This window comes from Streptomyces sp. NPDC058773 (assembly GCF_042746015.1).
GTDB lineage: Bacteria > Actinomycetota > Actinomycetes > Streptomycetales > Streptomycetaceae > Streptomyces.
The window spans coordinates 27,192-51,132 of the sequence record NZ_JBHYPE010000031.1 but is presented as its reverse complement, the minus strand read 5'-3'; the positions used below and the strand labels follow the sequence as shown (position 1 = coordinate 51,132).

Here is a 23,941-nt window from a genome sequence, read left to right as displayed (position 1 = left end):
GCTGCAGGCCGATTGTGAGCGTTCTGTTAGCTCGGCAACCGGATTCATGGCCGCCACATCTCACCGGGCATGAAGGCAATGAAGGGGAGTCGCCGGTTCCTCGACTATCCGCGGCGGGGGCGACAGGGCCCGCGCCGCTGGCTGCCGTCATGGCGCCAGTGGCTCGGGCTCCTCGCGCTCGGCATCCTCGGCCTGGCCGGGTTGTTCGCCGTGGTGTACGCGAAGATCGACGTGCCGGACGAGAACGAACTGGCGGGCCGGGAGGCCACCGTCTATTACTGGGCGGACGGCAGCGAAATGGTGAGCGTGGGTGCCGTCAACCGGCAGAACGTCACCCTCGACAAGGTGCCCGACTCCGTGGAGAATTCCGTGATCGCGGCGGAGAACGCCACGTTCTACAGCGACTCCGGGGTCTCCTTCAAGGGCATCGGCCGCGCCGTGGTCAGCCTGGTCTCCGGCGGGGAGACCCAGGGCGGTTCCACCATCACCCAGCAGTACGTGAAGAACACCTATCTCTCACAGGACCAGACGGTCACCCGCAAGGTGCGGGAATTCATCATCGCGCTGAAGGTGAGCAACCAGAAGTCCAAGCGCGACATTCTGCGCGGTTACCTCAACACCAGCTGGTTCGGCCGTGATTCGTACGGAATCGAGGCCGCCGCGCACGCTTATTACGGCATCGACGCCAGCGAGCTGAACCCGAGTCAGAGTGCCCTGCTGGCCGCCGTGCTGAAGGGTTCGGAGCAGTTCGATCCGGGGCTGAGCAAGGCCAATCACGCGCGGGCCGAGGCCCGTTGGAAGTGGATACTCGACCGGCAGGTCGCCACCGGGAAGATGAGCGCCGGGGAACGGGCGAAATACCGCACCTTCCCGGAGCCCCGGAAGCTGTCGAAACCCACCAGCCAGGCCGGCCAGACCGGCTATCTCATCGATGTCGCCAACAAGTTCATCAAGGCCGGCACCGGGCTGACCGACAAGGACCTGGCGCGCGGCGGCTATCACATCCGCACCACCTTCGACAAAAAGCGCACCCACCGCCTGGAAAGGGCCGTCACCAAGGTCCGCCGGGAACACATCGACCCGAAGCACCGCAAGGCCGATGCCTTCGTGCAATTCGGCGCGGCCTCCGTACGCCCCCGGGACGGGGCGATCGTCGCGGTGTACGGCGGCGCGGACGCCACCAAGCACTTCAGCAACAACGCGGACACCTCGGCGGTCCCGGCCGGGTCCGCCTTCAAGCCGTTCGTGCTGGCGGCCGCGCTCCAGAAGGAGGGGTTCGCCACCGACGAGACCGATGAGACCGACGAGACCGAAGCTCCCGGGGCGGCATCCGAAGAGGGCCAGGAGCCCGATGCCGAGCGTCTGCGCGCGGCACTGATCATGGCCGAGAGCCCGCCGTTCGTCCGGGCCGGGAAGAGCGTCGGCCTGGAGCGGATCCGGGACCTCGCGGTGGACGTGGGGCTGCGCAAGGAGAGCATGGCGCAGCTGGAGCAGACCTTCCCGCTGGGCACCTCGGCGCCCAGCGCGATCCGGATGGCGAGCGCCTACACCACCTTCGTCAACGGCGGGCTGCACACCGCCCCGTACGCGGTGTCCGGGATGACCCACGAGGGCAAGCATGTGTCCGGCCTCGGGCGCCCCGAGCCGGAGCAGGTCCTCGACTCCGGGGTCGCCCAGGAGGTATCGCTCACCCTGGAGGGGCTGGGCCGGCGCAGCCTGCTGCCGACGGGCCCCGCGAGCGAGCTGCAGACGGTGGCGGCAGGCCGCACCGAGCCCGGCGACCGGATGAAGTCGGCGTGGTTCATCGGCAGTCCGGTCGCCATCCCGTCCTTCGGCCCCGGTCCCGGCTCCGAAAAGGGGAAGTGGGGCGGTATCCGCCCCGGTCAGATGCCCGGCGGCAAGGACGGCAACGAGCCGACCACCGCCGTCACCATGTTCCGCAACAAGGCGGGCACCCCCGAGCTGCTGCCGATGCAGGGCGTCGGCGGTGCCAAGAGCGAACTGGGCACGTCCCTCCCGCCCAAGGTCTGGCAGGCCTACCAGCAGGGCTCGTGACGCGGACGGGCGCCCCGCCCGGCGGCCGGGCGCCCGCGCGCCTCAGTCGTTGGCGACGACGGGGTAGCGGGGCTCCCGCTCGGCCATCTGCTTCAGGGCGTCCTTGCGGTCCCGCTTGCTGAGCCGGTCGATGTAGAGGTAGCCGTAGAGGTGATCGGTCTCGTGCTGGAGGCAGCGGGCGAAGTAGCCGGTGCCCCGCACGGCGATCGGGTCGCCCTTGGCGTCCTGGCCGCGGACCACGGCGTAGTCGGGGCGGGGCAGCTCGGCGTACGCACCGGGCACGGACAGGCAGCCCTCGTTGGAGTCGTCCAGCACCCGGCGCTCGGCGGGCAGCTCGTCCAGGACGGGGTTGCAGACCACGCCGACGTGCCGGACGCCCTCGTCGTCCAGGCAGTCGTAGACGAAGACCTTCAGGTCCACACCGATCTGGTTGGCGGCCAGGCCCACGCCCTCGGCGGTGCGCTGGCTGGCGAACATGTCGTCGATCAGCTGCGCCAGCTCGTCGCCGAAGTCCGTGACGTCCTTGCACTCCTTGTGGAGCACCGGGTTGCCGACGACCGTGATCGGTCGCGAGGTGCCGCGCTCACGGTAGGCGGCCTCCCGCTCTCCGGCGTCCGTGACGTCATCGAGGAACTCATCGTCCACCCGCTGGTCACCGTCTTGATCAAACACAGGCTGCTGGGCCATCTCCGCCGTACGCCTTCCTGAAAACCCTGATTAGTCGCCCTACAGCCTAATCCGTAGTTAGCGGCGGTCTTCCGGGATCAAGGTTCTGGGGATTGTTCGAGCGCTGGGCCGTGACATCTGCCTACAGCTGGGCACGTGATGCCTTCCCGTAGATCGCGTGCGCGGTCCTGGTGCTTGTGGTGGTGGCGGTCGCGTGGGCGCCGGGCGGATGCCTTGGGCGCGCCGGGCCTCGACGCCTCAGCTGAGAGCGGCGACGTTCGGCGTCTTCTCGGCCACCACCACCTGCTGCTGTGCTCGCTCGTTGATCTTCGTGGTGCGAGCCCGCCGCATGGTGACCTCTCGTTACGCCCGAGCCGTTCGAGCTCCTGCTTAGACCGAGGCCCGTGGGGTGCGCTGGTGCCACGAACTGCTGCTGAGGTGTCGGCCCGGCCCGTTGTGGTTGAGGCCTGGGATTAGGTCGCTGCGTGGCCCGTATGCGCTCGTGACCAGTGCAAACACCCGTGCCCTGGGGAGGGAACAACTTGATCTACTGCGGAATCGACTGGGCGGAAAACCATCACGACGTCGCCTTAGTCGACGACTCGGGCCAACTGCTGGCCAAGCGCCGCATCAGCGACGACGCGGCCGGCTATCAGTTGCTGTTGGACCTGCTCGTCGAGCACGGCGACACCGAGGACGACCCGATCCCGGTGGCGATCGAGACGTCCCGGGGCCTGCTGGTGGCGGTGTTGCGGACCGGCAAGCGCCAGGTCTTTGCGATCAACCCGATGGCCGCCGCCCGCTACCGCGACCGGCACAGCGTCTCGCGCAAGAAGTCCGACCACGGCGACGCGCTCGTTCTCGCCAACATCCTCCGCACCGACATGCACGCCCACAGGGCCCTGCCAAACGACTCCGATCTCGCCCGAGCCGTCGCCGTCCTCGCCCGAGCCCAGCAGGACGCGATTTGGAACCGGCAGCAGCTTTCCAACCAGCTCCGCTCGCTCCTGCGCGAGTACTATCCTGCCGCCCTGGACGCCTTCTCCACCTGGACGAACGGCTTGTGCCGGCCCGAAGCCCGGGAACTCCTCAAGGTCGCCCCCACCTCTGCCAGGGCTGGTCGACTGACCCGCACGCAGATCCAGGCCGCGCTCAGGCGGTCCGGCCGCAAGCGCGGCATTGAGGCCGAGGCTGTTCGGCTACGTGAGGTCTTCCGCGCCAACTGGGCCCATCAGCCGCCACTGGTCGAGGACGCGCTCGGCAAGCAAATGCTCGCCCTGCTGGGGCAGCTGGACGCCGCCTGCACCGCCGCCGACGACCTGGCCAAGGCGGTGGAGGAGGCTTTCCCTCAGCACCCGGACGCTGACATCCTGCTCAGCTTCCCTGGCCTCGGTCTCCAGCTCGGCGCCCGGGTGCTCGCCGAGATCGGAGACGACCGACAGCGGTTCGCCGACGCCCGCGGACTGAAGGCCTACGCCGGCTCCTCACCCATCACCAGAGCCTCAGGCAAGAAGTCGTCCATCACCCGACGATGGGTGAAAAACGACCGCCTCAACCACGCCGGCTATCTCTGGGCCTTCTCCGCGATCACCGCCTCACCCGGCGCCAAGGCCCACTACCGGCGACGCCGAGACGACCACGGAGACTGGCACGCAGCCGCCCAAAGGAACCTTTGCAATCGCATGCTGGGCCAGCTCTATCACTGCCTCCAGCAGCGGAAGCTGTTCGATGAGGACACAGCCTTCCCCGTCGCACTCGCGGTTGCCGCTTGACGCGCTAACCGCCTGAGGTGTCTACGGGGACGCGACCGGGCCCTCAGCAGACCTCTTCAAGATCCCGCCACTCCCGGGTGTCCGGGCTGTCCGCGACCCAGCCGTCCAGCAGCCCGCGCACCAGGGCGGACGGCGCCGCGATCCCGCATTCGCGCTCCGGGACCCACAGCGAACCGGAGCCCGCGGTGCGGTGGCCGAGCGGCCCGGGGTGGCCGGGCTCACTGTGGTCGTGCGGGTCGAGGTGCTCGCCCTCGCCCTCGTCACTGGGCATCCGGCTCTCCGAGCACGTACGGCACAGCAGCCGCACCGACGACGACCAGTCCTCGGCCGCGAAGCCCGCGTCGGCCGCCAGCCGCTCCAGGGCGTCCCGGTCGGCCTCCGTGGCGGCCTCCAGGAGCACCACCCAGGTGGGGACCGGGGACGGCGCCCACAGCTCGATCTCGTCGAAGACCGGGTACGAGGGGCCCGCTGCGGTGGTCCGCTCGCCGTGCGGGACGCCGTCGTGCAGCACGACCTCGCCCCAGCGCCGCCCGGAGGACGGCAGCGGGATCGACAGCACCTCGATACGGGCCGGGTCCAGCCGGCGGCCCCAGACGACCTCGGCCTCGCCCTCCGGGGAGAGCCGGACCGCGGCGCTGCCCAGGGCCATACCGAGCGGTTCGCCGGACGGGGAGCCGCCGCCGGGGACCTTGAGGCCGTACGCCTGCCAGGCGCGGCGGGCCAGCGGCCAGTCCTGGAGGGCGGTGGCGGCGATGCCGACGTTCCACCAGTCGGGCGCCCCGTTCTCGCGGTCCAGCAGGGCGACGGCGCGCAGTCCGGCGGCTCTGGCCTGCTCCCAGTCGTGCCGGAACTTGTGCAGCAGGGCGAGGTTGAACCAGGACTCCGAGAGCCACGGCTCCATGTCCGCGGCGCGGGTCAGCAGCGCCCCCGCGTCCTCGTAACGGCCGTCGCCGATCAGCGTGAAAGCGCGGTCGGTCGCCTGCCGCCACGAGGCGGAGGGCCGGTGCCGTACCTTGCCGAAGATCCTCACGATTCCCGCCTGCTGGTTGCTCTTGATGCCGCCCCGGAGGTGTCCCGAGAGACGCCCGGGGCCTTCTTGAGGGGCCTACTCGACAACCTGCCACAGATTGCCGCCGGGCTCAGCCCGGTTTGCCGCCCCCTGCGGCTCCTTGCCCTGTGCCGACCCCCTGAATCCCCTGAGAGGGGGCTCCCTTCGCATCCAACCATGCCCATCTCCGGGGCCGCTCATTACCCATGGGTTCCACGACGTGCGGGGCCGTACGAAGGCTCAACGACGGGGGTGTGGCGGCCGGGGCGGATGGGGCGTCGCCGGGTCCGGCCGGCGTCGGCCACCGGCTGTTTCCGGCATTATCGGGACATGGGTGACCGGATATTCGGACCGGGCCCCGCCCGCCGGATGTCAGCCGTCTCACACGGCACCGCCGCCGCAGGCCAGCACCCTGGCCAGCGCCTCGACCACCTGCGGCTCGTGGTCCCGCGCGGTGGACAGCCGCAGCCGCTCCAGGGCGCGCAGCCGGCCGCCCGGTCCCGCGGAGTCCCCCGACAGGTCGTCGTAGGCGTTGACGGTGCGCACGATACGAGCCGTGACCGGCTGCTCGCGGTACGGATCGGCCTGCCGCTCGACGATCACCGCGACCTCCGCGGGGACACCGGTCTGCCGGACCACCGCGCCGCCCAGCAGCGCGATCCGGCGCTGTTCGGCGGGCGGCAGCGGCGCGGTCGCCCCGTCCGGCACCGGGTCCAGCAGCGAGAGCTGACCGATGTCGTGCATCAGCGCGGCATATTCGAGCACGTCCAGCTCCGGTTCGTTCAGGCCGAGTTCACGGCCCACCGCGCGGCTGAGCGCGGCGACCCGGCGGGCGTGGCCGTGCGGGGTGTAGCCGGCGATCTCGGTGGAACGGGCCAGCGAGGCGATGGTCTGGCGGTAGGTGGTGCGGACCGCCGCGAACCGGCGGCAGGCGAACTGGGTCAGCAGCAGCGGCAGACAGAACACCGGCAGCGCCCACAGCCCGGCGACCGCGGTGCCCAGCGAGATCACGACCCCGGTGGCGCAGATCGCCGAGCCGATACCGGGCAGCGCCCGCAACTCGTCGCGCAGCAGCGGCCCGTACGGCCAGCCGGTACGGGCGCGGGCCAGCGCGGCCGCCAGGACCGCGTCGCACAGCGCGGTCAGCGCCGGCAGCACGATCAGGAAGAACGGGTAGACCGGCCCGGAGGCCACCCAGGAGCCCAAGGTCCCGGTGTTGTAGAGCGGCTGGAAGCAGGTGGCGGCGAAGCCGGTGGTCAGCAACCGGCGGGCGAGCGGGTCGAGCGCCGGTCCCTGGCCGCGCGCCACCCGCGGAACGATGCCGACCAGGCCGGCTGCCAGGACGACCGCCACGGTCTGGAGCACGCCATGGGTGGTCGGGTGTCCGCCGGCCTCGCCGAGCAGGGCGTAGGCGAGCGCGCCGGCCGCGCCGAGCGGTGCGCCCTCCCGCGCCCCCGGCACCCGTGCGCTCCCGGCCGCGGGGCCCCGGCCCACCAGTTCGCCCACCGTGATCAGCACCCCGAAGGCCAGCGCGATCCCCGGCTCGGCCAGGCCGTCCCACAGCGTGCGGCCCAGCGCCCAGCAGGCCAGCGCGGCGGCCGGGACGTGGACCGCGGCGACGATGCCACGACCGCATCGGCCCGGCACGGCGGTGGGCGGGGCGGCGTCTGCGCGGGGGCCGGCTGTGGGGGGTCCGCCCGTATGGGGCTCGTCCGCCACAGGCGCGTCCGCCGGGGCCCCGGACGGCCGGGCCTCGGGGACCTCGGCGCCGGGGACCTCCCCCTGGGCGCCGCTCACCGTGCGCCGTCCCGGCCGGCCCGCCCGGCCCGTTCGGCCCGCTCGGCCCCCGGGACGGGCGCCATCCGCACCGGCGCCACCGGGGTGGGCGCCCCGTCCCCGCCCCCGTCCCCGGCACCGCGCGGCATACGGTCCGCCTGCCCGGACCGCCCCGCACCGGGCTGCGGGTCCTCGGGGTTCTCGGGTTTCTCGGGATTCTCCGCGTTCCCGGGGTTCTCCGCGTCCGCCGCCGTCACCAGGTCCGGATGCCAGCCGTACCGGTCGAGGGAGGCGATCAGCGCGCGGACCATCCGCGGATCGAACTGCGCGCCGGCGCACTTGCGCAGTTCCGCGAGGGCCACCGGCACCGGCCGGGCCCGGCGGTAGGAACGGGTCGAGGTCATCGCGTCGAAGGCGTCGGCGACCGCCACCACCCGTGCGACTTCCGGGATGTGATGACCCTTCAGCCCGTAGGGGTAGCCACGGCCGTCCAGCCGCTCATGGTGGTGCAGGATCGCCGCCCGCGCCTCCTCCAGGAAGCCGATGCCGCGCACGATCTCGTGCCCGTACTCGGGGTGCAGCTCGATGACCCGGCGCTCCTGCGGCGTCAGCGGCCCGTCCTTGCGCAACAGCCGGGTGGGGACGCCGAGTTTGCCGACGTCGTGCAGGATGCCGGCGAACCGCAGCGCCTCCATACGGTCCTCCGGCATGCCCAGCTCCCGGGCGATCATCACCGAGGCCCGCCCGACCCGTTCGCTGTGCCCGCGGGTGTAGCGGTCCTTGATGTCCACGGCCTGGACGAGGGCGCGGATGGTGGCCTGATGGGCGGCGCGCTCCCGGTGGTACTGGGCGAAGACCCAGCAGGAGAGGTACATCGGCAGCAGCACCAGCAGCGCCGCCGGCGGCCCGTACGAACTGCACCACAGGACCGCCATCATCAGCCCGGCCAGGCCGTGCACCAGATGCGGCCCCAGCGAGCGGGTCAGCAGCCCGCGCCAGGCGGTGCGCAGCGGGTGCCGTTCGGCGGCGGCGAGTACCCCGCCGTCGAGCACCGCGAGCACCGCGCAGAAGGTGGCCGCGGCCGCCACCGCGGGCACCAGCAGAAGCGGGAACTGCGGTGCGGACAGCGGGAGATGGCGGAGGGAGCGGAACACCTGGGACGCCGCACAGCAGGCCAGCGCCAGTTCGGCGGCGTGCCAGACCCTGCGGGCGGCGGCGCAGCGCGGCTCGGCCGGGGCGAGCGCCGCACCGGGGACGGCGGCCAGCGCGGCCAGCGGCGGCGGCAGCAGACAGGCCCCGGCGAGCAGGACGGGGCTGGCCCATCCGGCGGGGAAACCCCCGCACGCCCCGGAAACCGTGCCGTGGGGGACCGGGCCGCCCGGCGGAGGGCTGCGGCGCAGCTGTTCGCACAGTGCGTACAGGGCGGCCAGGGCGAAGGCGCTGCTCCAGGGGGCGTCGGCGCCGAGTCCCGCGGCGGGGGCGGCACACAGCGCCGCGGCCAGCGCGGCGCAGCCGATATACCCTCGTGCGGCTGCCGGAAGTCCTCGCATCGCGCCCTCCTCACCGTGACCGCTCCCCCGGGCTCGTGCGGAGCCGGGGACCCCCGTCGCACCACATCGGCAGTGCGCTCGGGTCGGTGAGAATAGAGGCGTCGGGACGCCGGGGAAGGCGGATCAGCGGATCGGGCGGGACGATCGCCCCGCCCCTCACCCCTTGGGGTGATGTGCCGCGTTATTCGGCCCGTGCGGCCTCGGTCCGTGCATCGGTGGAGCCGGTCGCGTCGTCCTGACCGGTCCCCTCCGCCGTGGGCGCCGCGGCATCCGACTGCTCGCGCTGCGCCTGTTCCTTCTTGGCCTGTTCGAGCACGCTCACCTCGGGGACGGTCTCCCCGGCCCGGATGAGCTCGATCCGGCCCATGACCTTGGAGCGCAGATCGCTGGGGACGTCGTCGTGGCCGCAGCAGCGCTTGACGAGCTTCTTGACGGCCTGCTCCAGGCCGTACTTCTCCAGGCACGGCGAGCACTCGTCCAGATGCACCTGGAAGTCTGCGCACTCCCCTTCGGGCATCTCCCGGTCGAGATACTCGTAGAGGTGGTCAAGGACCTCTGAGCAGTCCTTCTCGTGCGGCTCTCCGCAGCTCATGATCCCGAGCCCTTCCGGTCGTGCGCGTCCGACGTCTGCGCGGCCTGCGGGTCCCCCGCCGCCGCCCCCGCCGGGACCAGCCCGCGCTCACGGGCGTAATCCTCCAGCATGCCCCGCAGTTGGCGCCGGCCGCGGTGCAGACGGGACATCACCGTGCCGATGGGGGTCCCCATGATGTCCGCGATCTCCTTGTACGCAAAGCCCTCCACGTCCGCCAGGTAGACCGCGATGCGGAATTCCTCGGGGATCGCCTGGAGCGCGGCCTTCACGTCGGAGTCGGGGAGGTGGTCGAGCGCCTGCGACTCGGCCGAGCGCAGCCCGGTCGACATGTGCGACTCGGCGCGGGCCAGCTGCCAGTCCTCGATCTCCTCGGCGGCACTGCGCTGGGGCTCCCGCTGCTTCTTGCGGTAGGAGTTGATGAAGGTGTTGGTGAGGATGCGGTAGAGCCACGCCTTGAGGTTGGTGCCCTCCCGGAACTGGTGGAAGGACGCATACGCCTTGGCGTACGTCTCCTGCACCAGGTCCTCCGCGTCGGCCGGATTGCGCGTCATGCGCAGCGCGGCGGAGTACATCTGGTCCAGGAAGGTGAGCGCGTCCCGCTCGAAGCGTGCGTTGCGCTCGACGGTGCTCTCCTGAGCCTGCTCCTCAGCCGTGCCGTCGGTCCCTGCGTCGGTACCGGTGACCGGACCCACCTCCTCCAACACCGTCCTGGATCCGGATGTGGACCCACCCGATTCGGAGAATAGACGACGATCCGGTGCGGCCGCCGCTCCAGCCAGGGCGGGCTGCGTGACCTGCATCTGCGACCACGGCAGGTCGGCGGCCGGGCGGGCCGGGCAAGCGATTCCCATGCGGCGGACTCCCATTCCTCGTGCTTCACCGGACGTTCTCGGGCAGTACGACTGGCACAACAGCCGCGCCCGCCACGGCATTCCCGCTCCGCTGTCAAGGTTTCGGACGGAATCGCGGCCGGATGGTGCCGCGGATCTCCCGGTGACCTCCTGGCGGACCGCGCGACGGGCTTCCCCGTAGCGGCCCGGCGAATCCCCGGGACCCATGGGTTGACAAAGCCGCTTGCCGCTTCGGCAATGGAAGGGTGAACGACACCGCATACGAACGCGTACTCGCGGAGGTGGGCCCGCGGCTGCGGCGGATGCGCCAGGAGCGCGGGGTGACCCTGACCGCGCTCTCCGAGGCGACCGGCATTTCGGTCAGCACCCTGTCGCGCCTGGAGTCCGGCGGCCGCAAGGCCACCCTCGAACTGCTGCTGCCGCTGGCGCAGGCCCATCAGGTGCCGCTGGACGAGCTGGTGGGGGCGCCGGAGGTCGGTGATCCACGGGTACGGGCGGCGCCGATCCAGCTGAAGGGCAGGACGGCGGTCCCGCTGACCCGCCAGCCGGGCGCGCTCCAGGCGTTCAAGCTGATCCTGGACCCGGTCGGCGGCCCGCGCGAGCAGCGCACGCACGAGGGCTACGAGTGGTTCTACGTGCTGTCCGGTCGGCTGCTGCTCCTGCTCGCCGACCGCGAGGTGGAGCTGCGGGCCGGGGAGGCGGCGGAGTTCGACACCCGGCTGCCGCACTGGTTCGGGCCCGCGGGCGACGAGCCGGTGGAGCTGCTGAGCCTCTTCGGCAGACAGGGCGAGCGGATGCACGTCCGGGCCCGTCCGCGCGGACAGGACGGCTGAGGCGGCCGGGGCGCGGGAACGCGTGCCGGGCCACGGGCCACCCGGCCTCGGGGCCCCGGGGCCCGCCGCCCCGGCCCGCACCGGACCGTCAGCCGAACATCCCGTCCAGCCAGCCCGCCACCGCGTCCGTGATCACGGCCATCGACTCCGCCTCGCCGACGCCCGCCGTCTTCGGCACCGCGAAGCCGTGATCACCGTGCGCCACCTCGGTGATCTCCGTCCCCGGCGGGAACTCCGCAGGCCGGCCGAACGGATCGCGCCCGCCCTGGACGACCAGCGTCGGCACCCCGGCGCCGGTCAGCTCGTCCGCCCGGGACCGCTCCGGCTTGCCCGGCGGGTGCAGCGGGAAGCTCAGCGCCAGTACGGCACGGGCCCCCAGCTCACGCGCCGTACGGCAGGCCACCCGGGCCCCGGCGCTCCGGCCGCCGGCGACCACCGGCAGCCCCGGCTTCGCCAGCGCCGGCCACAGCGCGGTCCAGCCGGTGTCCAGGGTCTTCGGCGCGGGCGCCACCTTCTTGCCGGCCACCCGCCACGGCTGCTCGACCAGTGCCACGCAGTAGCCGCGGGCCGGCAGCGCGGCCGCCAGGGCCCGCAGGTCGCGCGCCTCGATGCCGCCGCCGGCGCCATGGCTCAGCGCCAGCACGGCCCGTGCCGGCTCCGCCGCGCGGTACCAGGTGATCCGGGCCTCGCCCGCCGGTGTCGCGACCGTCTCGGTCTCCCTCGCCCCAGTGCTCATACGCCCATCCTGCCCGCCCCGCGGCGCGAAGGGCAGCGCGGCACGGGCGGGCGCGGGACCGGAGACGCGCGGCCCGGAACGACGGCGGCTCAGAACAGCGTGCCCACCTCGGGCCCGTCGAGCTCGGTGAGCAGCTCGGGCCCGTTGTTGCGGACGTTGCTGACCTCGGTCGGGACGGGGTGGGCCCGCATCAGCCCGGCCGGCGGCGGCACCAGCAGCTCGCGCACCGTGTCCGGGTCCGTACGGGCCGGGTCGAGCCAGGCGTCCCAGCGGTCCGGGGTCAGCACCAGCGGCATCCGCGGGTGGATCTCGGCCAGCGACTGCGGCCCCGTCCCGCCGTCCGCCCCGGCCAGCGGGGTGGTCTCGGCCTCGGTGGTGACCACGGTGCAGGTCACCCACCAGGCCAGCGGGTGATCGGCGGGCAGCGTCCGGTCCCGCCAGAACTCGTAGAGCCCGGCCATCGCCATGACGGAACCGTCCGCGGGCGTCACGAAATACGGCTGCTTACGGGGCCGCTTCTTCCGGCCCTGCTCCTCCAGCTGCCGCTCCGCGGCGTCGGTGACCCACTCGAAATATCCGTCGCCGGGCAGCAGGCACCGACGGGTCGCGAAGGCCTGCCGGAAGGACGGCTTCTCGTGCACGGTCTCGGCCCGCGCATTGATCATCTTCGCGGCGGCCTCAGGTGATTTCGACCACGAGGGGACCAGGCCCCACTTCAGCGCCCGCAGCTGGCGCACCGGACCACCCGGCGGGAAGCTCTCGGCCGCCGGGCCCTTGAGGGGACGCTCCAGCACCACGTGCACCCGGTCCGTCGGCGCCACGTTCCAGCTCGGCGCCAGGGTCTCCGTCGGCTCCCAGTGCTGAACGCCGAAGGTCCCCACCAGGTCCTCGGGGCGACGACTCGCTGCATACCTACCGCACATGCGTGCCACACTGCCATGCCACACGAAGGGGAGACATGGACACCGACCACCTCACGGACATATGGAGCCGCGTGTTCGGGACCCAGCCCGATCCCTCGCTCTGGCTGGTGATCGTCACGGCGGCGCTCGCGCTGGGCGCCGTCGTTCCGCGTACGGCCTGGCGGCTGTCGCGGAACGCCGTCACCATCGCGCACGAGGGCGGGCACGGGCTGATCGCCCTGCTCACCGGCCGCCGCCTGGACGGCATCCGGCTGCACTCCGACACCTCGGGCCTGACCGTCTCGCGGGGCAAGCCGACCGGTCTGGGCATGGTGCTGACCGCCGCGGCCGGCTACATCGCCCCGTCCCTGCTGGGTCTCGCGGGCGCCGCGCTCCTGGCCGCCGGGCACATCACGGCCCTGCTGTGGGGCGCCACCCTGCTGCTCCTGGCGATGCTGGTCATGATCCGGAACGCGTACGGCGTGCTCACGGTCGTGCTCACCGGCGCCGCGTTCGTGCTGGTCTCCTGGCTGACGACGGCGGATGTGCAGGCCGCGTTCGCGTATCTGGTGGTGTGGTTCCTGCTGCTGGGCGGGGTGCGGCCGCCGTTCGAGCTCCAGGGGAAGCGGCGGCGGGGAGGGGCGGTGGACTCCGACCCGGACCAGCTGGCGCGGCTGACCCATGTCCCGGCGGCCGTCTGGCTCGGCCTCTTCCACGTGGTGACGCTGTGCTGCCTGACGGGCGGCGGGCGCTGGCTGCTGGGTGTCTGACGTCAACCGCCGCGCGCGGGCGGGCGGTTCGCCGACCGGCCCGGCCGGCGTGTCCGCCGCGGACGCCGCTCCGGCACGTGAGCACACCGCCGCTGCCGGGTTTCCCAGGGGTTGCGCCGCTTTTGATCAAGATCGGCACCCTTGCCCAGCCATTAAAGTAAGGGCATGACCGAGAGCCCCACTCATCCCGCCCTGTGGCCCGCCCCCCTCGCCTCCGGGGCCGTCGATGCCACCGTCACCGTGCCCGGCTCCAAATCGGTCACCAACCGCGGCCTGGTGCTGGCCGCCCTCTCCGCCGAGCCCGGCTGGCTGCGCCGCCCGCTGCGCTCGCGTGACACGCTCCTGATGGCCGAGGCGCTGCGCACCCTGGGCGTCGGCATCGAGGAGACCGCCTCCTCCAGCTCCGCGGACGCCGCCGGAGCGCCCGGCGGCGGGGAGGCCTGGCGGATCATCCCGGCCGGGCTGCACGGCCCGGCCACCGTCGACGTCGGCAACGCCGGCACGGTCATGCGCTTCCTGCCGCCGGTCGCCGCGCTCGCCGACGGCCCGATCCGTTTCGACGGCGACCCGCGCTCCTACGAGCGTCCGCTCGGCGGCGTGATCGAGGCGCTGCGCGCCCTGGGGGCCCGGATCGACGACGACAAGCGCGGCGCACTGCCCATGACGGTCTTCGGCGGCGGCGGCCTGGACGGCGGCCGGGTCGAGATCGACGCGTCCTCCTCCTCCCAGTTCGTCAGCGCGCTGCTGCTGTCCGCACCGCGCTTCAACCAGGGCGTCGAGGTCCGGCATGTGGGCGCGGCGCTGCCCTCCATGCCGCACATCCGGATGACCGTCGACATGCTGCGCAGCGTCGGCGCGCAGGTGGACACCCCGGAGGCGGGCGGCGAGCCCAACGTCTGGCGGGTCACCCCGGGCGCCCTCCTCGGCCGCGATCTGGTCGTCGAGCCGGACCTGTCGAACGCCCAGCCGTTCCTGGCCGCGGCGCTGGTCACCGGCGGCCGGGTCACCATCCCGGACTGGCCCGAGCACACCACCCAGCCCGGTGACGCCCTGCGCGAGATCTTCACGACCATGGGCGGCTCCTGCGAGCTGACCGACCGCGGGCTGACCTTCACCGGCAGCGGCCGTATCCACGGCATCGACGTCGACCTGAGCGAGGTCGGTGAGCTGACCCCCGGCATCGCCGCGGTCGCCGCGCTGGCCGACTCCCCCTCCACACTGCGCGGGGTGGCGCACCTGCGGCTGCACGAGACCGACCGGCTGGCCGCGCTCACCAAGGAGATCAACGAGCTCGGCGGCGACGTCACCGAGACCGCGGACGGTCTGCACATCCGGCCGCGCCCGCTGCACGGCGGGGTCTTCCACACCTACGAGGACCACCGGCTGGCCACCGCCGCGGCGGTCATCGGCCTGGCCGTCGACGGCGTGCAGGTGGAGAACGTCGCCACCACCGCCAAGACGCTGCCCGACTTCCCCGCGCTGTGGACGGACATGCTCGACCCGGCGGCCGTGTCCGCCCGGAGAGGCTGAGGGCAGACGCCGCCATGCGCCGTTACGGAAAGAACCCCGACGAGGACGACATCCGCGTCCGCCCCAACCCCAAGGGCAACCGCCCCCGCACCAACCGCCGCCCCAAGCACGAGGACGCCGGCGAGGGCCTGGTCCTGACCGTCGACCGGGGCCGGCTGACCTGTCTCATCGAGGGCCGTACGGTCACCGCGATGAAGGCCCGCGAACTGGGCCGCAAGAGCGCGGTGGTCGGCGACCGGGTCGCCGTCGTCGGCGATCTGACCGGCGCCAAGGACACCCTGGCCCGTATCGTCCGGGTGGAGCCGCGCTCCTCGACACTGCGCCGTACGGCCGACGATGACGACCCGTTCGAGCGGGTCGTGGTCGCGAACGCCGACCAGCTCGCGATCGTCACCGCGCTCGCCGACCCCGAACCGCGCCCCCGGCTCATCGACCGCTGTCTGGTCGCCGCCTACGACGCCGGCCTCGACCCGCTGCTGGTGCTGACCAAGTCCGACCTGGCGTCCGCGGACACCCTGCTGGAGTCCTACGGCGCGCTCGGCGTCCCGTACGTCGTCACCAATCGCGACGAACTCGCCGACGGCAGCGCCGCCGAGCGGATCAGGGCCTCGCTCGCGGGCCGGATGACGGCGTTCGTCGGGCACTCCGGAGTGGGCAAGACGACCCTGGTCAACGCTCTGGTCCCGGAGCGCCGCCGGGCCACCGGGCACGTCAACGCGGTCACCGGCCGCGGGCGGCACACCACCACCTCCGCGCTGGCGCTGCCGCTGCCGGACGACTCGGGCTGGGTCATCGACACCCCCGGCGTCCGGTCCTTCGGGCTGCACCACGTCGACCCGGCCCGGGTCATCCACGCGTTCCCGGACCTGGAGCCGGGCACGGTGGACTGCCCGCGCGCCTGCAGCCACGACGAGCCGGACTGCGCGCTGGACGAGTGGGTCGGCGACGGCCACGCCGATCCGGCCCGCCTCTACTCCCTGCGCCGCCTTCTGGCCACCCGGGAACGACGCGAGGGCGACTGATTCCAGGAGTTCGCCGCCGCCCGTCCGAGGCAACGGCATAATCACACCGAGGTCGGCGCAGTGGTCCCTCACGCCCTGATCGCCCGGACGGGGCCCTGGGGAGTGGTTCTGACGCCCCGTTGTCGCTCACCTGAGACAGGCACTAGGACGGCACTGGCTGACGGAGGCAATGGGACATGGCGTGGCTGCTGGTCGTGGTGGCGGGGATCCTGGAGACCGGCTTCGCGGTCTGCCTCAAGCTCTCGCACGGCTTCACCCGCCTCTTCCCCACCATCGCGTTCGCGGCCTTCGCCCTCGGCAGCTTCGGTCTGCTGACGCTGGCGCTGCGCAGACTCGACGTCGGCCCGGCGTACGCGGTGTGGACCGGCATCGGTGCGGCCGGTACGGCGATCTACGGCATGGTCTTCCTCGGCGACGTGGTCTCCACCCTGAAGATCGTCTCCATCACGATGGTCATCGTCGGGGTGGTCGGACTCCAGCTGTCGGGGTCGGCGCACTGAGCCGGCGCCGCGCTCCCCGGCCGTCCGGCGCCCCGCCCGCCCGGCCGTGATACCGCGTCAGCGGCGCTCCCCCCGCCGCCCACCGGCCGGCATCCCGGCGAAGGCGCCCCGTACGAGCCGCGACACCGCCTCCGCCTCCAGCTCCCGGCGTGACCGCCGTACCGTCGCGCGTCCCGGCGTCACCGGGGCGACCACACACGCCAGGGTCAGCCGCGCCGCGGTCTCGCAGGCGGCGCACAGGGCGGGCAGCTGCTCCTCGGGCCAGTCGGGCTCCAGCGCCGCCACCGCCCGGTCACAGAACCGGCCGACGAGCTCGGCGGGGCCCGGCAGCGGCCCGTCGCCCGGCGGCGCGGCCCGCTGCGCGGGGATGCCGGGCCGGACGGCCGGTGGCGGCGCGGCCTCCGCAGCCGGCACCGAGGGGGCCGGCAGGCGGTCGCTCCAGCAGCCGGTCAGTACGGCCCTGACCAGGGGGTTCGTGCGGGCGGTCCGCAGTGTCCAGGCCGCTGCGGCCGCCACCCGGCCCGCCGCGTCCCGCCGGGCACCGGCGGCCGGGGAGCCCGGGGACAGCGCGCGGTCGACCCCGGCGAGGTAGTTGTCGGTCTCCCGGCGGACGAGGGCGCGGGCCAGCCCCTCCTTGCTGCCGAACTCGTGGTAGAGCGTCTGCCGGGACACCCCGGCGGCGGCCGCCACATCGACCATCCGCACGGCCGCCCAGGACCGTTCGGTCAGCGCCGTGTACGCCGCGTCCAGCAGGGATTCACGCGCTGAGGGCATCCGTCGCCTCCCCGGCCGCCGGCCCCGGGTGACCGGTGTGCGCACAGAATTGACGCACCGCCAGATACTGTCAAGGGTCACCGCGGCGGGGGCCCACCGGCGCCGCGCGGGCCGCCACACGCCGGGCGGCGCACGGCCGTGTGACTCCGGCGTATACCAATGGATACTGTTCGCCCATGCCCGACTACCACGATGATCTTCGTCTCGGCCATGTTCTCGCGGACGCCGCGGACGCCGCCACCATGGAGCGCTTCAAGGCCCTCGACCTCAAGGTCGAGACCAAACCGGACATGACTCCGGTGAGTGAGGCGGACAAGGCCGCCGAGGAGCTGATCCGCAGCCAGCTGCAGCGGGCCCGGCCACGGGACGCGGTGCTCGGCGAGGAGTTCGGCAGTGAGGGCGCGGGTCCGCGCCGCTGGATCATCGACCCGATCGACGGCACCAAGAACTACGTCCGCGGGGTCCCGGTCTGGGCGACGCTGATCGCGCTGATGGAGCGCGGCGAGGGCGGTGACCGCCCGGTGGTCGGCATCGTCTCGGCACCGGCCCTCAACCGCCGCTGGTGGGCCGCCGAGGGCCTGGGCGCCTTCACCGGCCGCAGCCTGACCTCCGCTACCCGGCTGCACGTCTCCCAGGTCGGCCGCATCCAGGACGCCTCATTCGCGTACTCGTCGCTGACCGGCTGGGAGGAGCGCGGCAAGCTGCCCGGCTTCCTCGACCTGAGCCGGGACTGCTGGCGGACCCGGGGCTACGGCGACTTCTGGCCGTACATGATGATCGCCGAGGGTTCGGTGGACATCTGCGCCGAGCCGGAGCTGTCGCTGTGGGACATGGCGGCCTGCGCGGTGGTGGTGAACGAGGCCGGCGGGCAGTTCACCGGCCTGGACGGCAAGCCGGGCCCGCACAGCGGCAACGCCGCGGCCTCGAACGGTCTGCTGCACGAGGATCTGCTGGGTTACCTGGGCGACTCCCCGCACTGACCTGCAACGGGGCACCCATTCGAACGGCCGTTCAGCGGTTGCCCCTTGTTGCATCGACGGAGGCATGTGAACATGAGAATCCCCCACTTTGTGAACTTGTGAATCCCTTCGCAAGCACATTCACCAAGGAGGTGGCTCCACTCCATGCCCATGTACGTCAAAGACGCCATGAGCACGGTGCTCCTCACCATCGGGCCCGCTCACACCCTCCGCCAGGCGGCACAGCTGATGGCGGCCCGCCGCCTCGGCGCGGCCGTGGTCCTCGACAGCGACACCTGCGGCATCGGCATCCTCACCGAGCGCGACATCCTCAATTCCCTCGGCGCGGGCGAGAATCCCGACCGGGAGACCGCCCAGACGCACACCACCCCGGACGTGGTCTTCGCCGCTCCGGACTGGACCCTGGACGATGCCGCGGACGCGATGGTACGCGGCGGCTTCCGCCATCTGATCGTCCTCAACGACCAGGAACCGGTCGGCGTGGTCTCCGTACGCGACATCATCCGCTGCTGGTCGGCCGCCACGGAGCGGGCCCGCGCCGTACCCGCCTGAAACGCGGCCGGCGCCGGGCGCGAACGCCCTGGCACCGCCCGTGCGAAGAGGCCGGAGCCCCTTGGCATCCGGCCTCTTCGCCTCTTACGGCAAGCGGCAGTTGAGCAGCCCCTACGGCGCGCCGCCAACGGGACGGCAGCTCAGCCGCACCGGGGGCGGCACGTTCAGCCGCGCAGGGCCTGGACCGCGGCGTCCAGCCGCTTGCCGTAGTCCGCATCCGCCTTGCGGAAGTTCTCGACCGCCCGCTGGGCGATGTCGTCGCGGGAGACCTGGGAGATGAAGCCCGCCAGGTTGTTGATCAGGCGCTCCTTCTCGTCCTCCGCCATCAGCCGGTAGAGGTTGCCGGCCTGCACGAAGTCGTTGTCCTCCGCGTGCGAGGGCGCGGCGTGCTCGCCGGTGGGGCCGGTCACGGCGGCCGGCTCCCACAGCGGGCGGCCGGTCTCGGCCGGACCGCCGAAGCTGTTGGGCTCGTAGTTCTTCTGGCCCGCGTGACGGCCGTCGTAGAGCACACCGTCCCGGCCGTGGGTGCGCGCCTCGGTGGCGTGCGGGCGGTTGACCGGCAGGTGGTCGGCATTGATGCCGACGCGGTAGCGGTGCGCGTCACCGTAGGCGAAGAGACGGCCCTGCAGCATCTTGTCGGGGGACGGGCCGATGCCCGGCACGAAGTGGTGCGGGGAGAAGATCGACTGCTCGACCTCGGCGAAGATGTTCTGCGGGTTGCGGTTGAGCTCCAGCTTGCCGATCTCGATCGGCGGATAGTCCTCGTGCGGCCAGACCTTGGTCAGGTCGAAGGGGTTGAAGCGGTACTGGGCCGCCTCGGCCGCGGGCATGATCTGCACCTGCACGGTCCAGGTCGGGAACTCGCCCCGCTCGATGGCCGTGCGCAGATCGCGCTGGTGGCTGTCCGGGTCCTCACCGGCGAGCTTGTTGGCCTCGTCCTGGGTGAGGTTCTTGATGCCCTGGTCGGTCTTGAAGTGGTACTTGACCCAGAAGACCTCGCCCGCCTCGTTGTTCCACTGGAAGGTGTGCGACCCATAGCCGTTCATGTGGCGGTACGAGGCGGGGATGCCGCGGTCACCGAAGAGCCAGGTGACCTGGTGGGTGGCCTCGGGCGACAGGCCCCAGAAGTCCCAGACGTTGTCCGCCTCCTGCGAGCCGGTGTACGGGTCGCGCTTCTGGGTGTGGATGAAGTCCGGGAACTTGATGGCGTCCTTGATGAAGAACACCGGGGTGTTGTTGCCGACGAGGTCGTAATTGCCCTCCTCGGTGTAGAACTTCAGCGCGAAGCCGCGCGGGTCACGCACCGCGTCGGCGGCACCGAGGTTGCCCGCGACGGTGGAGAAGCGCAGGAACGTCTCGGTCTGCTTGCCGACCTCGGAGAGGAAACCGGCGCGGGTGTACGCGGTCACGTCCGCGGTCACCGTGAACGTGCCGTACGCACCGGCACCACGGGCGTGCACGACGCGCTCCGGGACGCGCTCACGGTTGAAGTGCGCGAGCTTCTCGATCAGGAGCTGGTCCTGGATGAGGCCGGGGCCGCCGACGCCTGCCGTCTCGCTGTTCTGGTTGTCCCCGACCGGAGCCCCGGACTCCGTGGTCAGCGGTCCAACGGTGCTCTCTACCGACACGTGCGCCTCCTGAAAATATCTTCTCCACCTGCCCTTGGCTTGCGCCGGTCACGATCCTACATTGGACAATGTCTAAGTCAAGAAGAGGGTGAAACTCGTACACAATCCGGTGATGGACGACCACTGCTACCCTGGGTCTATCTGACTGATAGGTGAATGGCATGAGTGACCTGCTTGAACGGCTCCGGGGACGCGGCTGGCGGCTGACCGCGCAGCGACGCGTCGTCGCCGAGGTCCTCGACGGGGACCACGTCCACTACACCGCCGACGAGGTGCACGCACGGGCGTCCGACCGGCTTCCCGAGATCTCCCGCGCGACCGTCTACAACACCCTGGGCGAGCTGGTGTCGCTCGGCGAGGTGCTTGAGGTCAGCACCGACGGCCGGGCCAAGCGCTACGACCCCAACGCCCACCACGACCACCAGCACCTCGTCTGCTCGCAGTGCGGCACGATCCGCGACGTCCACCTCCAGGGCGACCCGCTGTCCGCCCTGCCCGAGCCGGAGCGCTACGGCTTCCAGGTCTCCGAGGTCACCGTGACCTACCGCGGGCTGTGCCCCGACTGCAGCACCGCCTCCTGACACCCCGGGGAGCGGGCCCCCGTCCGGGCCTCCCCCACACCGGCTCCCGCCGTGCGCCCCACCGAGCCCGCGCCCACCCGGCCGCGGGCTCCTTCGCGCGCCCCCGCACCCACCGGCCCGCACCCTCGCCACCACACCACACCCCCACCTCCGCACACACCGCACAGCCATGCCCCGTCCGCCTCCACCCCAAATCTGTCGGGCCGTCACATCGCTGGCGAGCCACGCTTTTCGGCCACGAGGCTTCGCGGGGACGAGCGGGAAGTCCGGGCGTACGTCGGGCATCCGGCCACGGACAGCGGCATCAAAAAGGGCGAGCACGACGAAGGCCCGGATTCTCAAGAGAATCCGGGCCTTCGTCTTCAGTAGCGGGGACAGGATTTGAACCTGCGACCTCTGGGTTATGAGCCCAGCGAGCTACCGAGCTGCTCCACCCCGCGTCGTTGTGTCCACACTTTAACCCCGGCGCGACGACCAGCGCAAATTCCTTCCGCGGGGCCCGGGAGCGGCCTGAGGCCCCGGGAGCCACCGGGCGGACCCGGGACCGCCGGGTGGGCCGGTCCCGGGCCCCGGACGCCGTCGGGGCGCCGGCTAGGCGCTGAGCTCCTCCTGGAGCGCCGTACGCAGCCGCGCCGCGCGCTCCGCCACCTCCGGCGGTCCCAGCTCCACGGCGTGCGCGCACCAGCTCTGCGCCTCCGCGAGCGCACCGCGCCGGGCGGCCAGTAGCGCCAGCCGGAGGGCGGCCCGGCCGTGCCCGGCCTCGGCGGCGCGCTGCCACCACAGGGCGGCCTCCGGAAGGCTGCCCTCACGGGCCAGCAGCAGCCCGAGGTTGAAGGCGCCGTTACGGCTGCCGGCCTCGGCCGCCGCGCGGTACCACTCGGCGGCCTCCACCGTCTCCCCGCGAGCCGCCGCGAACATGCCAATCCGGACCTGAGCGCGGCGATGCCCCTGGCGCGCGGCTCGCTCGTACCACTGCATGCTCTCGTCGTCCGCCGCGCGCTCGCTGTCCGCCACCCCCTCGCCCGCGGTCGTCGCCTTGCGGTCAAGGAGATCCGCGAGCCGGAAGGCCGCCTCGGCACTGCCGCCGGCCGCACAACGCAGATTCCGCTCCGCGTCCTGCAGCTCACCGTCCCGCAGCTGCACAATGGCGACCTGCAGCGCCGCCTCGGTGTGCCCGGCCGCTGCCGCCCGCTCGTACCAGGTGTGCGCCGTACGCTCCGCACCCCGCCCGGCGAAGAGGATGCCGAGGTTGAACGCGGCGTCCACACTGCCCGCCTCGGCCGCCTTGGAGAACCACGGCTCGGCCCCCGCGGCGTCGCCGCGCTGGAGCAGCAGGATGGCCAGCGCGTTGGCGGCCTCGCGGTGCCCGGCGTAGGCGGCCCGGCGGTACCACTGCTCGCCGCGCCCCTCCCGGCCCTGCTCGGCGCAGAGCAGCCCGATGTTGTAGGCGCCGTTGACGTCGCCGGCGTCCAGGGCGACGCGGTACCAGCGCTCGGCGGTCTGCAGTTCACCGCGGTCGGCGTGCAGCGCGCCCAGCGCATTGGCAGCGTTGCCATCGCCGTCCTGGGCGGCCCGCCGCCACCATTCCGCGGCGCTCTCCTCGTCCCCCGCATCCCGCAGCAGGAAGCCCAGCGCACAGGCGGCGCGCGCCTCCCCGTCCTTGGCGGCGGACAGGTACCAGCGCCCCGCCTCCTGGACGTCACCGCGCTCCTCCAGCAGCGCGCCCAGCTGCAGGGCGGCCCGCCGGTGGCCGCGCGCGGCGGCCTGGCGGTACCACTGCTCGGCCTCCGCCTGCTGCTTCAGCTCCCCGTAGGCCGGGACCGCGCGGTGGTCCGCGTCGCGCCCGTCCTCGATGAGCCGGGCGAGGCGGTACGCGGCCTCACGGTGGCCGCGCTCGGCGGCCGTCCGGAACCAGCGCTCGGCGCCGATGTCCCCACGGTGCTCCAGGAGGTCGGCGAGTGCGTAGGCGCCCAGGCAGTGGCCGGACTCGGCGGACTGGCGCAGCCAGTACTCGGCTGACGGCTCGTCACCGCGCTCGCGGTAGTGGCGCCCGAGGGCGTGTGCGGCGGCGGCGGAACCGGCGACGGCGGCGATCCGCCACCAGCCGGCCGCCTCGTCCCCGTAGCCCCGCTGATGGAGCAGGACGCCCAGGTTGTTGGCCGCGGCGCGGTCACCGGCGGCGGCCGCGGAACGCAGATGCGGTTCGGCGCCGTCGAGGTCACCGCGGCGCAGCAGCATCGCGGCGAGCGCGCTCATCGCGGCGGTGTCGCCCGCCGCGGCGGCCCGGCGGTGGCCGGTCTCGGTCACGGCATCGGACGCCTCGGCGGCCTCCGCGGCCTCCATCGCGTCCAGCTGCAGGTCGGATTCGCGCCCGTCGTCGGGCGCCTGCACAAACCGGTCCGTCTCCAACAACCTTGCCTTGTCCCCCATAAGCCCCATCGTCGCATCACCTGTAACCCGCGTACACCTGGTATACCGCACCAGTGAGGTCACTTCAGCGGTTTGTCGACTTCCCGACACAACGACTTCCCAAACTCAAGCACACACCTTCCCCACATGCGCCGTACGACCCGGCCTTTGCCCGGGAAATCGGTCCGCAGACACGACGAAGGCCCGGATCCAGGAGGATCCGGGCCTTCGTCTTTCGTAGCGGGGACAGGATTTGAACCTGCGACCTCTGGGTTATGAGCCCAGCGAGCTACCGAGCTGCTCCACCCCGCGTCGTTGTGCACTCAAGGTATCACGGCGGCGGGCGGCTCCCGCACCGACGCGGCCCTGTGGCCACCGGTTCGCACCGGCGGCCACAGGGCCGGGAGATACGGA

The 23,941-nt window shown here is 72.3% G+C and carries 21 protein-coding genes and 2 tRNA genes; 10 read left to right on the top strand and 13 right to left on the bottom strand.

All coding sequences use genetic code 11. The features are described 5' to 3' along the window. The first annotated feature begins 69 nt into the window (after positions 1-69). Positions 70-2,055: a transglycosylase domain-containing protein gene (locus ACFW5B_RS24610; protein ID WP_386443421.1), complete on the top strand. Its 1,986-nt coding sequence runs from the start codon at positions 70-72 to the stop codon at positions 2,053-2,055. 42 nt (positions 2,056-2,097) lie between these two features. Here the strand turns inward: ACFW5B_RS24610 and def are convergent, their stop codons facing one another. Then, a complete protein-coding gene (gene def, locus ACFW5B_RS24605) occupies positions 2,098-2,742 on the bottom strand; it encodes a peptide deformylase (protein WP_386443418.1) in 645 nt (214 codons plus the stop codon). Between the two features lie 500 nt (positions 2,743-3,242). Between def and ACFW5B_RS24600 the strand changes: the two genes are divergently transcribed. Beyond that, a complete protein-coding gene (locus ACFW5B_RS24600) occupies positions 3,243-4,493 on the top strand; it encodes an IS110 family transposase (RefSeq protein ID WP_386443553.1) in 1,251 nt (416 codons plus the stop codon). A 43-nt stretch (positions 4,494-4,536) separates the two neighbouring features. On the opposite strand, the gene ACFW5B_RS24595 is transcribed toward ACFW5B_RS24600, so the two are convergent. The 5 genes from ACFW5B_RS24595 to ACFW5B_RS24575 all read right to left on the bottom strand — a co-directional run bounded on the left by ACFW5B_RS24595 (position 4,537) and on the right by ACFW5B_RS24575 (position 10,151). After that, the gene (locus tag ACFW5B_RS24595; RefSeq protein ID WP_190142213.1) at positions 4,537-5,523 is read right to left on the bottom strand and encodes a hypothetical protein; all 987 of its coding nucleotides are present in this window, start codon (positions 5,521-5,523) and stop codon (positions 4,537-4,539) included. Between the two features lie 399 nt (positions 5,524-5,922). Then, on the bottom strand, positions 5,923-7,164 hold the full coding sequence (locus tag ACFW5B_RS24590) for an HD-GYP domain-containing protein (protein WP_386443550.1): 1,242 nt from the start codon (positions 7,162-7,164) through the stop codon (positions 5,923-5,925). A 170-nt stretch (positions 7,165-7,334) separates the two neighbouring features. Continuing rightward, the gene (locus tag ACFW5B_RS24585; RefSeq protein ID WP_386443414.1) at positions 7,335-8,867 is read right to left on the bottom strand and encodes an HD-GYP domain-containing protein; all 1,533 of its coding nucleotides are present in this window, start codon (positions 8,865-8,867) and stop codon (positions 7,335-7,337) included. 181 nt (positions 8,868-9,048) lie between these two features. Further along, on the bottom strand, positions 9,049-9,459 hold the full coding sequence (rsrA, locus tag ACFW5B_RS24580) for a mycothiol system anti-sigma-R factor (RefSeq protein WP_386443411.1): 411 nt from the start codon (positions 9,457-9,459) through the stop codon (positions 9,049-9,051). Beyond that, the gene (locus tag ACFW5B_RS24575; RefSeq protein WP_386443547.1) at positions 9,456-10,151 is read right to left on the bottom strand and encodes a sigma-70 family RNA polymerase sigma factor; all 696 of its coding nucleotides are present in this window, start codon (positions 10,149-10,151) and stop codon (positions 9,456-9,458) included. Before ACFW5B_RS24575 ends, rsrA begins: the two co-directional genes overlap by 4 nt. Positions 10,152-10,555: 404 nt before the next feature. Between ACFW5B_RS24575 and ACFW5B_RS24570 the strand changes: the two genes are divergently transcribed. Beyond that, positions 10,556-11,143: a helix-turn-helix domain-containing protein gene (locus tag ACFW5B_RS24570; RefSeq protein ID WP_386443408.1), complete on the top strand. Its 588-nt coding sequence runs from the start codon at positions 10,556-10,558 to the stop codon at positions 11,141-11,143. 88 nt (positions 11,144-11,231) lie between these two features. Here the strand turns inward: ACFW5B_RS24570 and ACFW5B_RS24565 are convergent, their stop codons facing one another. Together ACFW5B_RS24565 and ACFW5B_RS24560 are read right to left on the bottom strand one after the other, a co-directional pair. After that, on the bottom strand, positions 11,232-11,879 hold the full coding sequence (locus ACFW5B_RS24565; protein ID WP_386443405.1) for an alpha/beta family hydrolase: 648 nt from the start codon (positions 11,877-11,879) through the stop codon (positions 11,232-11,234). Positions 11,880-11,968: 89 nt separating this feature from the next. Next, positions 11,969-12,802: an SOS response-associated peptidase gene (locus ACFW5B_RS24560; protein WP_386443402.1), complete on the bottom strand. Its 834-nt coding sequence runs from the start codon at positions 12,800-12,802 to the stop codon at positions 11,969-11,971. 35 nt (positions 12,803-12,837) lie between these two features. On the opposite strand from ACFW5B_RS24560, the gene ACFW5B_RS24555 reads away from it, so the two are divergent. The 4 genes from ACFW5B_RS24555 to ACFW5B_RS24540 all read left to right on the top strand — a co-directional run bounded on the left by ACFW5B_RS24555 (position 12,838) and on the right by ACFW5B_RS24540 (position 16,603). Further along, positions 12,838-13,551 (top strand): M50 family metallopeptidase, encoded by a 714-nt coding sequence (locus tag ACFW5B_RS24555; RefSeq protein WP_386443399.1) that lies wholly within the window; start codon positions 12,838-12,840, stop codon positions 13,549-13,551. Positions 13,552-13,716: 165 nt separating this feature from the next. Next, positions 13,717-15,081 (top strand): 3-phosphoshikimate 1-carboxyvinyltransferase, encoded by a 1,365-nt coding sequence (aroA, locus tag ACFW5B_RS24550; RefSeq protein ID WP_386443397.1) that lies wholly within the window; start codon positions 13,717-13,719, stop codon positions 15,079-15,081. Positions 15,082-15,095: 14 nt separating this feature from the next. Then, the gene (gene rsgA / locus ACFW5B_RS24545; protein WP_386443394.1) at positions 15,096-16,103 is read left to right on the top strand and encodes a ribosome small subunit-dependent GTPase A; all 1,008 of its coding nucleotides are present in this window, start codon (positions 15,096-15,098) and stop codon (positions 16,101-16,103) included. A 176-nt stretch (positions 16,104-16,279) separates the two neighbouring features. After that, positions 16,280-16,603, top strand: a complete 324-nt coding sequence (locus ACFW5B_RS24540) for a multidrug efflux SMR transporter (RefSeq protein WP_235466456.1) — start codon at positions 16,280-16,282, stop codon at positions 16,601-16,603. 57 nt (positions 16,604-16,660) lie between these two features. Here the strand turns inward: ACFW5B_RS24540 and ACFW5B_RS24535 are convergent, their stop codons facing one another. Then, entirely contained in the window at positions 16,661-17,377 is a 717-nt protein-coding gene (locus ACFW5B_RS24535) for a TetR/AcrR family transcriptional regulator (protein ID WP_386443390.1), read from the bottom strand. Positions 17,378-17,553: 176 nt separating this feature from the next. Between ACFW5B_RS24535 and hisN the strand changes: the two genes are divergently transcribed. After that, positions 17,554-18,357 carry a histidinol-phosphatase gene (gene hisN / locus ACFW5B_RS24530; RefSeq protein WP_386443387.1) on the top strand — a complete coding sequence of 268 codons (804 nt, stop codon included), beginning with the start codon at positions 17,554-17,556 and terminating at the stop codon, positions 18,355-18,357. Between the two features lie 150 nt (positions 18,358-18,507). Then, positions 18,508-18,909, top strand: coding sequence for a cyclic nucleotide-binding/CBS domain-containing protein (locus tag ACFW5B_RS24525; protein WP_386443545.1), 402 nt, complete (start codon positions 18,508-18,510; stop codon positions 18,907-18,909). A gap of 164 nt (positions 18,910-19,073) precedes the next feature. On the opposite strand, the gene ACFW5B_RS24520 is transcribed toward ACFW5B_RS24525, so the two are convergent. Continuing rightward, the gene (locus tag ACFW5B_RS24520; protein ID WP_386443384.1) at positions 19,074-20,537 is read right to left on the bottom strand and encodes a catalase; all 1,464 of its coding nucleotides are present in this window, start codon (positions 20,535-20,537) and stop codon (positions 19,074-19,076) included. A gap of 161 nt (positions 20,538-20,698) precedes the next feature. Between ACFW5B_RS24520 and ACFW5B_RS24515 the strand changes: the two genes are divergently transcribed. Next, positions 20,699-21,118, top strand: coding sequence for a Fur family transcriptional regulator (locus ACFW5B_RS24515; protein WP_386443381.1), 420 nt, complete (start codon positions 20,699-20,701; stop codon positions 21,116-21,118). 366 nt (positions 21,119-21,484) lie between these two features. On the opposite strand, the gene ACFW5B_RS24510 is transcribed toward ACFW5B_RS24515, so the two are convergent. From ACFW5B_RS24510 to ACFW5B_RS24500, 3 genes are all read right to left on the bottom strand, one after another. Continuing rightward, positions 21,485-21,558, bottom strand: a tRNA-Met gene (locus ACFW5B_RS24510). 151 nt (positions 21,559-21,709) lie between these two features. Beyond that, the gene (locus tag ACFW5B_RS24505; RefSeq protein WP_386443378.1) at positions 21,710-23,557 is read right to left on the bottom strand and encodes a sel1 repeat family protein; all 1,848 of its coding nucleotides are present in this window, start codon (positions 23,555-23,557) and stop codon (positions 21,710-21,712) included. A gap of 208 nt (positions 23,558-23,765) precedes the next feature. Further along, a tRNA-Met gene (locus ACFW5B_RS24500) sits at positions 23,766-23,839 on the bottom strand. Positions 23,840-23,941 lie beyond the last annotated feature (102 nt).

Bases quoted from the DNA above. Each gene is read 5' to 3' on its own strand.
- def (WP_386443418.1), bottom strand. From the start codon at position 2,742: ATGGCCCAGCAGCCTGTGTTTGATCAAGACGGTGACCAGCGGGTGGAC.
- ACFW5B_RS24535 (WP_386443390.1), bottom strand. From the start codon at position 17,377: ATGCCCTCAGCGCGTGAATCCCTGCTGGACGCGGCGTACACGGCGCTG.
- ACFW5B_RS24525 (WP_386443545.1), top strand. From the start codon at position 18,508: ATGTACGTCAAAGACGCCATGAGCACGGTGCTCCTCACCATCGGGCCC.
- ACFW5B_RS24515 (WP_386443381.1), top strand. From the start codon at position 20,699: ATGAGTGACCTGCTTGAACGGCTCCGGGGACGCGGCTGGCGGCTGACC.
- aroA (WP_386443397.1), top strand. From the start codon at position 13,717: ATGACCGAGAGCCCCACTCATCCCGCCCTGTGGCCCGCCCCCCTCGCC.
- ACFW5B_RS24555 (WP_386443399.1), top strand. From the start codon at position 12,838: ATGGACACCGACCACCTCACGGACATATGGAGCCGCGTGTTCGGGACC.
- rsrA (WP_386443411.1), bottom strand. From the start codon at position 9,459: ATGAGCTGCGGAGAGCCGCACGAGAAGGACTGCTCAGAGGTCCTTGAC.
- ACFW5B_RS24560 (WP_386443402.1), bottom strand. From the start codon at position 12,802: ATGTGCGGTAGGTATGCAGCGAGTCGTCGCCCCGAGGACCTGGTGGGG.
- rsgA (WP_386443394.1), top strand. From the start codon at position 15,096: ATGCGCCGTTACGGAAAGAACCCCGACGAGGACGACATCCGCGTCCGC.
- ACFW5B_RS24565 (WP_386443405.1), bottom strand. From the start codon at position 11,879: ATGAGCACTGGGGCGAGGGAGACCGAGACGGTCGCGACACCGGCGGGC.
- ACFW5B_RS24505 (WP_386443378.1), bottom strand. From the start codon at position 23,557: ATGGGGCTTATGGGGGACAAGGCAAGGTTGTTGGAGACGGACCGGTTT.
- hisN (WP_386443387.1), top strand. From the start codon at position 17,554: ATGCCCGACTACCACGATGATCTTCGTCTCGGCCATGTTCTCGCGGAC.
- ACFW5B_RS24585 (WP_386443414.1), bottom strand. From the start codon at position 8,867: ATGCGAGGACTTCCGGCAGCCGCACGAGGGTATATCGGCTGCGCCGCG.
- ACFW5B_RS24540 (WP_235466456.1), top strand. From the start codon at position 16,280: ATGGCGTGGCTGCTGGTCGTGGTGGCGGGGATCCTGGAGACCGGCTTC.
- ACFW5B_RS24610 (WP_386443421.1), top strand. From the start codon at position 70: ATGAAGGCAATGAAGGGGAGTCGCCGGTTCCTCGACTATCCGCGGCGG.